At 36.4% G+C, this 13652-nt stretch carries 13 protein-coding genes and 1 pseudogene; 9 read left to right on the forward strand and 5 right to left on the reverse strand.

The window, feature by feature from the left end; genetic code table 11:
- The first annotated feature begins 22 nt into the window (after positions 1-22).
- From AC0IWE_RS09940 to kdsB, 3 genes are all read left to right on the forward strand, one after another.
- Positions 23-637 carry a deoxynucleoside kinase gene (locus AC0IWE_RS09940; protein ID WP_025144984.1) on the forward strand — a complete coding sequence of 205 codons (615 nt, stop codon included), beginning with the start codon at positions 23-25 and terminating at the stop codon, positions 635-637.
- A gap of 64 nt (positions 638-701) precedes the next feature.
- Complete coding sequence (locus tag AC0IWE_RS09945) at positions 702-905, forward strand: DUF5808 domain-containing protein (RefSeq protein WP_463494065.1); 204 nt, start codon at positions 702-704, stop codon at positions 903-905.
- A gap of 30 nt (positions 906-935) precedes the next feature.
- Positions 936-1691, forward strand: coding sequence for a 3-deoxy-manno-octulosonate cytidylyltransferase (gene kdsB / locus AC0IWE_RS09950; protein WP_471793006.1), 756 nt, complete (start codon positions 936-938; stop codon positions 1689-1691).
- 45 nt (positions 1692-1736) lie between these two features.
- Here kdsB and AC0IWE_RS09955 read toward each other — a convergent pair whose 3' ends face one another.
- From AC0IWE_RS09955 to AC0IWE_RS09965, 3 genes are all read right to left on the reverse strand, one after another.
- A complete protein-coding gene (locus tag AC0IWE_RS09955; protein WP_471792949.1) occupies positions 1737-1961 on the reverse strand; it encodes a GNAT family N-acetyltransferase in 225 nt (74 codons plus the stop codon).
- Positions 1962-1970: 9 nt separating this feature from the next.
- Complete coding sequence (locus AC0IWE_RS09960; protein WP_471792950.1) at positions 1971-2153, reverse strand: hypothetical protein; 183 nt, start codon at positions 2151-2153, stop codon at positions 1971-1973.
- Between the two features lie 73 nt (positions 2154-2226).
- Positions 2227-2691 carry a MarR family winged helix-turn-helix transcriptional regulator gene (locus tag AC0IWE_RS09965; RefSeq protein ID WP_471792951.1) on the reverse strand — a complete coding sequence of 155 codons (465 nt, stop codon included), beginning with the start codon at positions 2689-2691 and terminating at the stop codon, positions 2227-2229.
- Between the two features lie 101 nt (positions 2692-2792).
- Between AC0IWE_RS09965 and AC0IWE_RS09970 the strand changes: the two genes are divergently transcribed.
- From AC0IWE_RS09970 to AC0IWE_RS09995, 6 genes and pseudogenes are all read left to right on the forward strand, one after another.
- Positions 2793-3362: a DUF3575 domain-containing protein gene (locus AC0IWE_RS09970; protein ID WP_471792952.1), complete on the forward strand. Its 570-nt coding sequence runs from the start codon at positions 2793-2795 to the stop codon at positions 3360-3362.
- 58 nt (positions 3363-3420) lie between these two features.
- The gene (locus tag AC0IWE_RS09975) at positions 3421-3963 is read left to right on the forward strand and encodes a hypothetical protein (RefSeq protein WP_463494058.1); all 543 of its coding nucleotides are present in this window, start codon (positions 3421-3423) and stop codon (positions 3961-3963) included.
- Positions 3964-4367: 404 nt separating this feature from the next.
- Positions 4368-5986: pseudogene (locus AC0IWE_RS09980) on the forward strand (CTP synthase).
- Positions 5987-6006: 20 nt separating this feature from the next.
- Positions 6007-7800, forward strand: coding sequence for a membrane protein insertase YidC (gene yidC / locus AC0IWE_RS09985; RefSeq protein WP_471792953.1), 1794 nt, complete (start codon positions 6007-6009; stop codon positions 7798-7800).
- A 230-nt stretch (positions 7801-8030) separates the two neighbouring features.
- Positions 8031-10889: a S9 family peptidase gene (locus AC0IWE_RS09990; protein ID WP_471792954.1), complete on the forward strand. Its 2859-nt coding sequence runs from the start codon at positions 8031-8033 to the stop codon at positions 10887-10889.
- Positions 10890-11165: 276 nt separating this feature from the next.
- Positions 11166-12446 (forward strand): nucleoside recognition domain-containing protein, encoded by a 1281-nt coding sequence (locus AC0IWE_RS09995; protein WP_471792955.1) that lies wholly within the window; start codon positions 11166-11168, stop codon positions 12444-12446.
- An 81-nt stretch (positions 12447-12527) separates the two neighbouring features.
- Here the strand turns inward: AC0IWE_RS09995 and AC0IWE_RS10000 are convergent, their stop codons facing one another.
- Complete coding sequence (locus AC0IWE_RS10000; protein ID WP_055911951.1) at positions 12528-12767, reverse strand: hypothetical protein; 240 nt, start codon at positions 12765-12767, stop codon at positions 12528-12530.
- Between the two features lie 100 nt (positions 12768-12867).
- A complete protein-coding gene (locus AC0IWE_RS10005) occupies positions 12868-13308 on the reverse strand; it encodes a PaaI family thioesterase (protein WP_471792956.1) in 441 nt (146 codons plus the stop codon).
- Between the last annotated feature and the right edge of the window lie 344 nt (positions 13309-13652).

Raw genomic sequence — 13652 nt, forward strand, 5'->3', positions numbered from 1 at the left:
CAAAATCTCATAGCTAAAGGAAATGCACATAGCAATTGTAGGAAATATAGGTGCCGGTAAAACCACTTTAACAGGTTTATTGGCTAAAAATTATGGATGGGAAGCTTTATACGAAGCTGTGGATAATAACCCATATCTGGAAGATTTTTACAGCGACATGAAACGCTGGAGCTTTAACCTTCAGATTTATTTCCTGAATAGCCGTTTTCAGCAAATTACAGACATTGAGGTAAATAAACGTAATGTGATCCAAGACAGGACCATTTATGAGGATGCACATATTTTTGCAGAAAACCTGCACGATATGGCTTTGATGACCACCCGCGACCACGACAATTACCGTGCGATTTTTGACAACATTACTTCTTTTATTAAACCGCCTGATTTATTGGTTTACCTGCGCGCATCAGTACCTACCCTGGTAAACAACATTCAGCGCCGAGGCCGGGAGTATGAAGCGGGCATCCGTATAGATTACCTTTCTAAGCTGAACGAAAAATACGAAGCCTGGATAAAGGGATATAACCTCGGTAAATTATTAATTTTAGATAAAGACAAATTGGATTTCACGAATAATCCGGAAGATCTGGGTACTGTTATCCAATCAATAGAGGCTGAGATTAACGGTTTATTTTAGCTTCGAGCCAAATAAAAGGAGGTTGAAACAGCGATAAATGGTTTGAAAATTTAAAGTGATCAATATGAAAAAAGATTTCGAGCACGAAAATCCTGAAAACTGGAAGTGGGGTACTTTTTATTTCAATAGAAAAGATTCCAGATTAATTGTTCCTAAACGCGTTAAATTACTCGGCTGGACATTAAATTTCGCGCATCCAATAACTTACATCATTATCGCGGTAATTTTCCTCTTTGTTTTTTATCAATTTTATCGAAATAACATATGATTGATGAAAAATCAGGTTCATTTGTAAAAGATCCTAAAAATTATCGGCATTATCCCGGCGAGATATGCCTCTACCCGTTTTCCTGGAAAACCTTTGGTTGATATTGCCGGAAAAAGCATGATTCAACGGGTGTATGAGCAAGCAACTAAAGCTGAAAGTTTATCAAAAGTGGTTATTGCCACTGATGATGAGCGGATTGCGGATGAAGTGAAAAGGTTTGGCGGCGAATTTATTTTTACCTCTTCCGATCATCAAAGTGGTACCGATCGGTGTGCTGAAGTAATTGAGAAGCTGCCAGGTTTTGATATTGTGATTAATATCCAGGGGGACGAACCTTTTATCGAACCTGCGCAGATTGAATTGCTGGCGAGTTGCTTTGCGGAAGAAAAAGTTCAGCTTGCTACGTTAATTAAATCTATCCAAAGCCAGGAAAGTGTGTATAATCCTAACAGTCCGAAAGTAGTAATTGATGTTAATGGCCGTGCAATGTACTTTAGCCGTAGCCCGATTCCTTTTATCAGGAATGGAGAACCGGGTGTGTGGGCAGAAAAGCATCAGTTTTACAAGCATATCGGTATTTATGGTTACCGTACCGAATCATTAAAGGCCATTACGAAACTTCCTCCATCCTCTTTAGAGATTGCTGAAAGCTTAGAGCAATTGCGCTGGATTGAAAACGGGTTCTATATCCAAACTAAAGTGACTGATTTAGAAACGGTTGCAATTGATACACCAGAGGATTTATTGAAGCTTAATAAATTACTTAAGGCACTGAAATTGGAATAATTGGTTTTTTTTAGCAAACACCAACCCTAACCACTATCCCCTAACCTACTTGATTACCAGTTCCATCTGGATATTACACCTTGTGTAAGGCGTAGGCTTACCTGCCACTTTTTGAAAGCCCAGTTTATGATAAAGGTTAATTGCAGGTTTTAAAATGGTGTTGCTCTCTAAATAAATTTTAGATGCTCCTAATGACTTCGCTTTTTCAATAATGGCATCAGCCAGTAAGAAACCTACATTTTTACCTTGTGCTTTTGGTGATACTGCCATTTTAGCCAGTTAGAAATCATATTCTCCATCATTCATCTTAATCATTGCACAAACACCCAGCGGTTCACCTTTGTATAGTGCAACCATTATAAAACCTCCTTTATCTAAAATATATCCCTGTGGATTATCCAAAGCTTTATAATCAGATTCTTCCATGGCAAAATACTGCGAAATCCATTCTACATTTAGCAATCTGAATATTTCCTGGTATTTAGGGTCATAATTTACAATCTCAACTTTTAAACTGTCGCGCTGCTTCTTTTTCTCAATTACCCTCCTGGAGCAATGTTTTCTGTTCCAATAAAAATTCCCACTCCGCTATTGCTTCCCACAGATTATTTTGGGCCTGAGCAGAAATTTCTTCTACAGCTGCATTAACATCAATTAACTGATCTTTTATCTTTTCTGAAATCTCCAATCCTTTTTTAGAAAGACTCACAACATTTCTGCGTCCATCGGTTTTGTCTTTACTTTCTTTAACATAACCCTTTTTAAGCATTTCACTAATAATTTTACTTACTGATGGATGCGAATGACCGATTTCTTTAGCGAGTTCGGTTATGGTTTTTTCCTTATCTTTTGTTAAAGCATAAAAAACAGGAAACCATTTTGGTTGCATATCTATATTGTAAAGTTTGTAAATCTGTGCACCATCTTCTGTTACCTTATCGGTTAACATTCTTAACCTACTGCCAATAGCCACCTTGCCTGCCTGTTCAAAAAAGTTCATATAATATTAATTACGTAATCAGTTACGCAAATATAAAAACTTATTTAGAACATTCAATAAAATTAATTGCAAGGAATAATATTTAGTATTTTAGATGATCTATGAACAAGAAAACGCTCTTAATAACTTTACTTTTATTCGGATATGCCGCTTCTGCACAAGAACCTGCCGGATTAATTGTTAAAACAAACCTTTTAAATTTGGTGGCTAAAAGACCGAGTATTTCTATAGAAAAAACTTTTTCCAATCTCTATGGATTGGAAATCGCTTATACTTTTGGCGAATTTAAAAACATTAGTTATCGTGATTATTACCATTACGATGGTTTTTTGTTTCGGGCTAAAAAGTATATTGTACCTATCAGAAAGCGCGAAGCAAATGCTTTTTACGGTGTTTATTTTGGAAACCTTAATCAAACATTAATCTCGCACCGCTCTTATGATGAAACTGGTATTTTCAGTATAGGCCGCGACAGGGATTTCACAGCCAGCTCTTTGCGTTATGGCGGAACTTTTGGGGTATCATTTATACCAAAAAACCATTTTCTTATAGAGGGGCTTACTGGCGTGGGTTATGGCAATTACTATAATGTTCGCAACAATTTAAAAGCTAAATTGCCTGCTGGGTATTTCGATTTACAATTATGGTTATCTATTGGCTATTCGTTCTAAATTGGCGAAGATTATAAATTCAAATCAGAACTAAAACATAAAATTTGTAGTTTTGAATATGAGAAATATACCGCTCTTCGTTTTGATGTGCTTTTTAGCACTTGTTGGCTGTAAATCTAACGGTAAAAAAGAAACCAATACCATTGAATTTAAGAATGTGAACCAGCGCATTGCCAAATCATTTTCTGATTTAAAGCGATTGGATACTTTTAAAATAGAACTTACCGGCCGGAAACCTGAGGAGATGGTATTGACCTTCAGCATCAAAAATTTTGATGGAAAAGAAATTTACAATACCAAAATAAAAGGCACTGAATTATTGGGCAGTACCGACCCTAATGTAGATTTATCAAAAGAAAAAGACCAGGTTATTTTTTTAAAAACAATTGCTGATGATTTTTTTAGTGATGATAATTTTCTTGAACCTGCGGTAATGCCTGAAGATAAGGCAGATAAGTATACCCCTGATAAAGCACTTTACGAAGAATTAAAAAAATCGGGACTGAATGGCTTTAAATATCGTTTAGGTAAGGAAAACAACATTTACATTGCCTGGAGTGAGAAAGAACAGAAAGTGAAAATTTATTATAACTGTTGCTAAACTGATTATCAATATATTAGATAATCAAAGATAGAATGATTTGATTGTCAATAATTAGAAATTTCCAATATCAACGTTTCAGGGATTTTTATAATTTTTATGTAAAGCAAATACTTTAAGGCAAAAAACTGATGATGAAAAAGATTTAAAAAAATGTTCGATCTCTACACGCGTTATGAGGATAAAAAGAATCTCAGAAAGATCGAATAGATTAAAAAAGAACTTTTTACCTGGGTATTTTAATTCGGCAATAACTTAAAACATTCAATATCAGCGCAATCTTCACCTTAAAAAATATTCTTGCAACTATCTAATCGAGCGATAATTTTTCGTACCTTTGTATCCCGTACAAAAACAATTAACAGGGCTATAAAAAGCCTGGTTAATTCCACAAATTATCAATCATGACAAAGTATATTTTTGTTACGGGCGGTGTAACTTCCTCTTTAGGTAAGGGCATCATTTCCGCATCTTTAGCTAAACTTTTACAGGCACGTGGCTACCGTGTAACCATTCAAAAATTCGATCCGTACATTAATATCGATCCAGGAACTTTAAATCCATACGAACATGGCGAATGCTTTGTTACCGAAGATGGTGCAGAAACCGACTTGGATCTAGGTCATTATGAGCGTTTCCTTAACGTTCCAACTTCACAGGCAAATAACATTACCACCGGCCGTATTTATCAAAACGTAATTAACAAAGAGCGTAAAGGCGAATATTTAGGTAAAACCGTTCAGGTTGTGCCACACATTACCGATGAAATTAAACGCAACATGCGTATTTTGGGCGATAGCGGTGAATACGATATTGTAATTACTGAGCTTGGCGGAACTGTTGGTGATATCGAATCTCTTACCATTTATTGAAGCTGTGCGTCAGTTTAAATGGGAAGAAGGCAGTACAAATGCCATTGTAATTCACCTTACTTTAGTGCCCTATCTGGCAGCGGCAGGCGAATTAAAAACCAAGCCGACACAACACTCTGTTAAAGCATTATTGGAGTATGGCATTCAGCCTGATATATTGGTTTGCAGAACCGAGCACCACATTAGTCCCGAAATCAGAAAAAAAATCGCTTTATTTTGTTAACGTTAACATCAATGCGGTAGTCGAATCGATGGATGCATCTACTATTTATGATGTGCCATTGTTGATGTTAAAAGAGCAATTAGACAAAACTGTTTTATCGAAATTAAAACTGCCTACTAAAAACGATCCGGATATGGAAAGCTGGAAAGATTTCCTTGGCCGTTTAAAAAACCCAACAGCTGAAGTTAAAATTGGCTTGATTGGTAAATATGTAGAATTACCAGATGCTTATAAATCAATTATCGAATCTTTTGTACACGCAGGTTCGAAAAATGAATGTAAAGTAAGGGTAGAATATATTCACTCTGAAGGCATTTTTCCTGATAATGTTAAAGAGAAATTAAACCATTTGCAAGGGGTATTAGTGGCACCTGGTTTTGGTAGTCGTGGTATTGAAGGTAAAATCGACGCAATTAAATATGTGCGCGAGAACAATATTCCTTTCTTCGGAATTTGTTTGGGCATGCAATGTGCAGTTATTGAATTCGGCCGTAATGTTTTGGGCTTGAAAGATGCCCATACTACTGAAATAGAAGAAAATGCTGCAAATCCGGTTATCAATATGATGGAAGAGCAGAAAAAAGTAACAAATAAAGGTGGAACGATGCGTTTAGGCTCATATCCTTGTGATATTAAAAAAGGTACAAAAGCATTTTCTATTTATGGAAAATCGCATATCAATGAGCGTCACCGTCACCGTTACGAATTTAATAACGATTATTTAAAGCAATACGAAGAGGCTGGAATGATTGCATCGGGCATGAACCCGCAAACCAATCTGGTAGAAATTGTTGAGCTAAAAAATCATCCATTTTTCGTTGGCGGACAGTTTCACCCAGAATTAAAATCAACAGTTGCTAATCCTCACCCACTTTTTGTTAAATTTGTCGCCGCTGCGATGGAGTTTGCGAAAAAGAAAACGAATTAAAAGCAGTACATACATAAATAATGGATAGAAATACCTTTACAGGACTGTTCCTGATTATGATCATTTTGGCAGGATCATTCTACTTTTTGAAGCCGAACGCGGCTGAATTAAAAAAAGCCCAAGAAACGGAGCATCTGGATTCTTTGAAAAAAGCTGGTATTAAGCCAGTACAAAAAGATACAAGCAAAACCGCTGCGATTGCAAATCCGGTTGTAGATTCTTTAGCCTTAAAAGGCCCTTTTGGTACCGCAATAACAGGCACTGAAGCCAATACTGTTTTAGAAAACGAAAATTTATTAATTAAATTAAGTAATAAAGGTGGTAAAATCACCTCTGTTGAAGTAAAAGGTCAGAAAACCTTTACCGGAAAACCGCTTATTTTATTTGAAGGAAACGATAATAAATTTGGTTTAAGTATTAACGCAGCCGGTAAAGTAATCAACACAAACGATTTATACTTTACACCAACAAAAGCTGGTAATACGGTTACCATGCGTGCCAATTACGGTGCCAATGCTTACGTAGAATATGTTTACGACTTAAAAGCATTAAGCAATAAAGTTGGTTTTAATATTAACCTTGTTGGTTTACAGCAGGTAATTGAAGGTAACAACATCGGCCTTAACTGGCAAACTACGTTGTTACAGCAAGAAAAATCGATTGAAAGTGAGCACCGCTACTCTGCACCTTACTATAAATACTTGGATGGTGATGTAAACCATTTAAGTGTGTCTAAAGATGAAAAAGAAGAGTTATCGAAAAGTAAAATTCAGTGGGTATCTTTTAAACAACACTTTTTCTCCGCTTCATTAATTTCGAAACAGGGTTTCGAAAAAGGAAGTTTAGAAGTTAAGATTCCAACAGCACCAGGTTTGGTTAAGTTTTATGATGCCAATATGCAATTGCCTTATGCCCATACGGCTAACCAGGTTTATGAGATGGAATTCTATTTCGGAACCAACAAATTCTCTGCTTTAAAAGCACAGGGATACGATTTAGAGCAACAGGTTGATATGGGTTACTGGCCGTTAAAATACATTAACCGTTTCATTGTACTACCTGTATTTAACTTCCTGAACAGCTTTAACTGGAACTACGGTGTAATTATCCTGGTATTAACTATTTTGTTAAAACTTGCATTATCGCCACTTACCTACAAGTCATACCTATCAATGGCTAAAATGAGGGTATTAAAACCAGAAATGGATGAAATTAAGGCTAAAGTAGGTGAAGATAATCCAACATTGGTTCAGCAGGAATATTTAAAGCTCTATAAGAAAGCCGGTGTAAACCCACTCGGTGGATGTTTGCCAATGGTATTGCAATTGCCGCTGGTAATGGCTTTCTTTTTCTTCTTCCCTAACTTGTTTGAGTTGCGTGGTGAGAGTTTCTTGTGGATGAAAGATTTATCAACTTATGATGAGTTTATCAAGTTTGGTGTTAAAATCCCTTTCATTGGCGATCACTTAAGTTTAATGTGTGTATTGATGACCATCTCTACATTGATTATGACTTACTTTAATAACCAGGTTTCTGGAGCAACAGGCCAGATGAAATACATTGGTTATATTATGCCGGTTATTTTCTTAGGTGTATTAAACAGCTACCCTGCCGGATTAAACTATTATTATTTCTTAGCCAACTTAATGACTTTCGGACAGCAGTTCTTAATCCGTAAGATGGTTGATGATGATAAAATCCATGCTTTAATTCAACAGAATAAAGCCAGACCAGCTGATGAGAAAAAGAAAAAATCTAAATTTCAACAGCGTTTAGATGATTATATGCGTCAGCAACAACAAGCTAAAAAATAATTTAGCATATATTGATACGAAACCCCCGATTGCTTTTAAAGTGATCGGGGGTTTTTGTTTTAAGGGAGAGCGATCAGCACATGCATTAGCCGTTAAACTTTAGTGCCGATACCGCTAATTCTTAAACTAAATGCTTTTAATTGTAATATTTGGCATACAAGTTTCTTAATAAGCTAAAAAATTCCAATTTTAGAAGATTAAATCTCAACCAACAAATTAATTCTTTTAAAATGCAAAAGAGACTAACTATTATTCTGTTTTTCGTTGTCAGCTTTGCCTACGCACAAAAAAAACCTTTAGATCATACCGTTTATGATACTTGGGAATCAGTAGGTACTAAGCAATTGTCAAATAACGGTACTTGGGCAATGTACAGCATCTTACAGCAAGAAGGCGATGCACAGCTATACCTAACCAATATTAAAACCAATGCAAAGCTTACCTTTGCAAGGGGAATGAACTCGCAATTTAGCAACGATTCTAAATTTGCGGCTTTCAATATCCGGCCGTTAAATAAAGATTTACGTCAGGCTAAAATTAAAAAGAAAAAGCCCGAGGAATCACCTAAAGACTCATTGGGTATTGTTAACCTTACTACAAATGCAATAACCAAAGTACCAAGGGTAAAATCATTTAAATTTCCGGAAGAAGGTGCTGGTGTATTGGCTTATTTAACTGAAAAGCCAGATACAGCAAAGAAAACAGTAAAACCTGTCGATAAAAAAGACGGAGAGAATGATTTTGCCGATGATGACCCTGCTGCTAAAGCAAAAACGGATGAAGGAACGGATTTAGTGGTAAAAAATCTTTTAACGGGTACAGATAAAACCTACAAATTTGTTACCGATTATTATTTCAGTAAAGATGGTAAACAACTTGTTTTTGCTTGCAGCGGGTCAAAAAAAGATAAAACTGCTCCACAAGGTGTATTTTTATTAAATACAGAGAAAGGCACACTTAAAACCTTAATTAAGGGCAAAGGAAGTTTTAAAAATTTCACATTCGATGATGATAGTGAGCATGTAGCTTTTGTGGGCGAACAAAGTCCGGAGAAGCAGGAAATAAAAGATTATAATGTTTATTACAACTCTTTAACGCTTGATACTGCGCAAATATTGGTTGATTTTGATATGCCAGGTTTGCCAGCAAAATGGTCGGTTAATGGTGACGGAAAAATAACTTTTAGTAAAGATGGAAAAAAACTGTTTTTTGGAATTTCTCCGGTTAAAAAGCCAAAAGATACCACTATTGTAGATTTTGAAGTGGCAAAAGTTGATGTTTGGAATTATAAGGATGATTACTTACAGCCGATGCAGCTTAAAAATGCAGATAGAGATAGTAAGAAAAGTTATTTATCAGTAATTGATGTATATAGTAGTGATCCTAAAGTAATTCCACTAACAGATTTACAATTGCCCGATGCCAACCCAATTGCAGAAGGCGATGCAGCAATGGTGCTTGCTTCTACCGATTATGGCCACAGAATCGAATCACAATGGAGCGGATCAACTTCTAAAGATTATTATCTGGTTGACACTAAAAACGGACAAAAAAAGAAAATTATCGAAAACCTGAATGGTTACGCATTGGCTTCTCCGGCAGGCAATTACATTTTATACTTTGATAGAAAAGCAGGCAGCTGGAGTACCTATAATGTAGCCACTGGAAAGGTTACCGTTTTAACCGCTGGTTTAAGTGAAAAATTTGTTGATGAAGAAAATGATGTGCCAGATTTACCATCAGCATATGGTTTAGCTACCTGGACGGAAGGCGATAAAGCTGTTTTAATTTATGATAAATATGATATCTGGTCGTTCTCACCTGATGGAAAATCGGCTCCAAAAAACATTACTGCCGGATTTGGAAGGGCAAACAACCTTACTTTCCGCTATGAAAGGGTAACGCAGGATAATAGATTTGAAAGAAATGCCGACAGTAAATTTGTTAAAGCAAACGAATTGGTTTGGTTGGATGGTTTTAATAATGCAACTAAAGAAAATGGTTTTTACCGCACAAACGTAGGTTCTGTTAAAGCACCCGAATTGGTAATAATGGGTAAATTTAAATATTCGAACCTGGTAAAAGCTGAAGATGCAGATGTTTATATTTACGATAAAGCTAATTATGTAGAATCGCCGAATGTTTACATTACGACTGATTTTAAAACTGAAACCAAATTAAGCAATACCAATCCTCAGCAAAAAAACTACAATTGGGGTACTGCCGAACTGGTTAAATGGACCACTCCAAAAGGTTATAAAGCAGAAGGTATATTGTATAAGCCTGAAAATTTCGATCCCAATAAGAAATACCCAATGATTGCTTATTTCTACGAAAAACTTACTGATGGTTTATATACCTATCAAGCACCTGCTCCTACTCGATCGCGCTTAAATATTTCTTATTTCGTGAGTAACGGATACTTGGTTTTTGCACCTGACATCAGTTATGAAACTGGTCATCCGGGTAAATCTGCTGTAGAGTTTATCAATTCGGGTGTAGAAAGTTTAAAGAAAAACAGTTGGGTAGACGGCAGTAAAATCGGCATCCAGGGTCAAAGCTGGGGCGGCTATCAGGTTGCTTACCTAATTACCCAAAATAACATGTACGCAGCAGCATGGGCGGGTGCGCCTGTAGCCAACATGACTTCTGCTTATGGTGGTATCCGTTGGGAAACCGGGATGAACCGTCAGTTTCAATACGAAAAAACACAAAGCCGTATCGGTGCAACCCTTTGGGAAAAACCAGAATTATACATCGAAAACTCTCCGTTATTCATGTTCCCGAAGGTGAATACACCAGTGGTGGTAATGGCCAACGATGCAGATGGAGCTGTGCCTTGGTACCAGGGAATTGAAATGTTTACTGGCTTGCGCCGATTGGGTAAACCAGTTTGGATGCTTAATTACAATGGTGAAGCGCACAATTTAGTGCAACGCCAGAACCGTAAAGATATCCAGATCCGCGAACAACAATTTTTCGATTATTATTTAAAAGGTGCAAAAGCTCCTGCATGGATGACAAGCGGGGTTCCTGCTACTGAAAAAGGGAAAACCTGGGGTTTTGAATTAACTGATGATAAACCTTAAATGAGTCTGGAGTGTTGAGTTGGGAGTTTGGAAGCCATGGTGCAGAAGCAACAGTTCATCGCAGATAGATAAAATATTTAAATCCATAATAGATAGCCTAACTTTTTATTATGGATTTTTTCAGTATTAATATTAAAAAGCAGTTATCCCTCTTTAATATTATGGCTATGGGTAATGACTCATAACCCCAACCTCTCAACTCCAAACTCTTTTCTATGATCTTTCGCTTAAAAAAGGTATTTTAACCCCTTCAAAGCAAAACATTAAACATTCCTAATGGCATTAAGCAGAATTTGGTCGGCATTTATTATTGTAGCTATCGTTGTAGCCTGTATTAAGTGCTTTTTTTTCGGGCAAAGCGATATTTTTAACTGGATGGTGATCGGTAAATCGTCTGATCCTGCAAATCCATTAAAATTGGATGGAATTATCGAAACCTGCTCTATTGCCGTTAAACTTTGTATTGAACTGGTGGGCACTTTGGCTTTATTTATGGGTTTTATGAGTATTGCCGAAAAAGCTGGAGGAATCCGTTTATTATCAAAGATCATTGCTCCTTTCTTCTCCAAACTGTTTCCTGATATACCAAAAGGGCATCCTTCTATGGGACACATGATTATGAATTTTTCTGCCAATTTATTGGGTTTAGATAACGCAGCAACGCCGTTCGGAATTAAAGCAATGGCAAGCCTTCAGGAATTGAACCCAAATAAAGATACCGCCAGTAATGCACAAATTATGTTCTTGTGTTTGCATGCGGCTGGATTAAGCTTAATACCAGTGAGTGTTATCGCGATCAGATCTACACAAAATGCCTCTGATCCTACTGATATATTTATTCCTTGCATGATTGTAACCTTTATGGGTACCATGGCTGCTATGCTGATTGTTTCTTTTAAACAGAAAATAAATATTTTTCAGCCTGCAATCATTACCTGGGTTTTGGGAATCTCGGCTGTAATTGGTGCGCTGGTATGGTATGTAAGTAAATTGAATGCAGAAAGCATAAAATCATTTTCTGGCTTATTAAGTGGCGGTATTATCCTGCTGATTTTTCTACTCATTGTATTGGGTGCACTCTATAAGAAAATTGACGTTTTCGATTCATTTATAGAAGGTGCCAAAGGTGGCTTTGAAACAGCAATAAAAATTATCCCCTACCTTGTGGGCATACTGGTAGCCGTTTGTATGCTAAGAACGAGCGGAACTTTCGATGTAATTATGAACGGAATTAAACAGGCTTTTGTTTTATTCGGCGCTGATACCCGCTTTGTTGATGCCCTTCCTACAGCATTAATCAGACCATTAAGCGGTGGGGCAGCAAGAGGCATGATGGTAAGTACCATGATCTCTAACGGACCTGATTCATTCGCCAGCAGACTTTCGGGAGTTTTTCAGGGGGCTTCTGATACTACTTTTTATGTAGTAGCCGTATATTTTGGATCAGTTAGTATAAAAAATACCCGTTATGCAATTGGTTCGATGTTATTGGCCGATTTGGTAGGCGTAATTACTGCAATTACAATGGCCTATTTGTTTTGGCCGGGATTAAAATAATTTACTAACGAAAAATCCCTGTCTGATATAACACCAAACAGGGATTTTTTTATGAGCATTAGGTTAAATGTGATTTTAATTTTACGAAACCTGTGGAATTGAAATTCGGTGAATAATTTCGTCGATCGCATCCGGATCGATTGCCACATTTTTAGAGGCACACCATTTTTCACTTTTGTTATCTAACCAGATACAAAAGGAATGATATCCATCTAAAACAACGGCATAAGTTTCATGAAAATCATCTTGAATACGCATGCAAAATCCCTTAAAAATTTTGCCTCTGACAATAAATTGCAAGGTTGAATAATTTTCTAACATGGCTCATTATATTTTTGGTTAAATTACAACAAAATATAAACGAGAATGTTTGGTTAATTTTAACAAATTAATAATTAATTCTTAAATGCTGCTTAATGGCTTAACCTATGTTTAACATGTTGGAATAACCTTTGGCAATTAAACGTTTTTTCGAGGGCAAATATAGCTCACATTGCAGGTTTAGAATAGTGCGTCCTCGCTTTACAATTGAGGTTTCGGCTATTACCTCATCTCCTTCATTTGCAGACGCAAAATAATCAATATAGTTACTTACAGTAGTGTAACGCTCATTTAATCCCATCGTAAATACCGTTGCCCCGATTAAATCATCAATAATACCTGCGGTTACGCCACCGTGCAAAATCTGATAAGGATTTGTCATTTCTTTACGGATGGTATACTGGCAAATTAAAATTCCATTTTCCGCTTTAATTAAAACCGGCGCAAGCCAGTTCATAAAATTAGATGGCGAATCGGAAATTACTTTACCTATTGATTGCCTTAAAATTTGGAGTCGCTTATCGCTTAAAGATTCTTCCATATAATGTGGGATGTATTGAGGGATAAAAATAGGGAAAACAGTTGGGAGTTGGAGGGGGTGGAGGAGTTGGGAGTTTGGAGTTGGGAATCTATGGTTGATAGTTTATGGTTGATAGTTGATGGTTGATAGTTGATGGTTCATGGTTGGGAGGTTAATAGTTGATGGTTAATTGTTGATGGTTATAGTTCATGGTTCATGGTTGGTGGTTAGGAGTTTAAAGGGCATGTATCAAATGGGCTTTAATTAACAGAAAAAAAATGGAAGATAAATTAATTACCTTCCATTCTTAAAACGAAACATTTAACACTAAAACATGGAAATTTATCCTACAATAATCTTTTCAA

It is taken from the genome of Pedobacter sp. AC402 (assembly GCF_979252805.1).

Bases quoted from the DNA above. Each gene is read 5' to 3' on its own strand.
- AC0IWE_RS09940 (WP_025144984.1), top strand. From the start codon at position 23: ATGCACATAGCAATTGTAGGAAATATAGGTGCCGGTAAAACCACTTTA.
- AC0IWE_RS09945 (WP_463494065.1), top strand. From the start codon at position 702: ATGAAAAAAGATTTCGAGCACGAAAATCCTGAAAACTGGAAGTGGGGT.
- AC0IWE_RS09955 (WP_471792949.1), bottom strand. From the start codon at position 1,961: ATGGCAGTATCACCAAAAGCACAAGGTAAAAATGTAGGTTTCTTACTG.
- AC0IWE_RS09965 (WP_471792951.1), bottom strand. From the start codon at position 2,691: ATGAACTTTTTTGAACAGGCAGGCAAGGTGGCTATTGGCAGTAGGTTA.
- AC0IWE_RS09970 (WP_471792952.1), top strand. From the start codon at position 2,793: ATGAACAAGAAAACGCTCTTAATAACTTTACTTTTATTCGGATATGCC.
- AC0IWE_RS09975 (WP_463494058.1), top strand. From the start codon at position 3,421: ATGAGAAATATACCGCTCTTCGTTTTGATGTGCTTTTTAGCACTTGTT.
- yidC (WP_471792953.1), top strand. From the start codon at position 6,007: ATGGATAGAAATACCTTTACAGGACTGTTCCTGATTATGATCATTTTG.
- AC0IWE_RS09990 (WP_471792954.1), top strand. From the start codon at position 8,031: ATGCAAAAGAGACTAACTATTATTCTGTTTTTCGTTGTCAGCTTTGCC.
- AC0IWE_RS09995 (WP_471792955.1), top strand. From the start codon at position 11,166: ATGGCATTAAGCAGAATTTGGTCGGCATTTATTATTGTAGCTATCGTT.
- AC0IWE_RS10000 (WP_055911951.1), bottom strand. From the start codon at position 12,767: ATGTTAGAAAATTATTCAACCTTGCAATTTATTGTCAGAGGCAAAATT.
- AC0IWE_RS10005 (WP_471792956.1), bottom strand. From the start codon at position 13,308: ATGGAAGAATCTTTAAGCGATAAGCGACTCCAAATTTTAAGGCAATCA.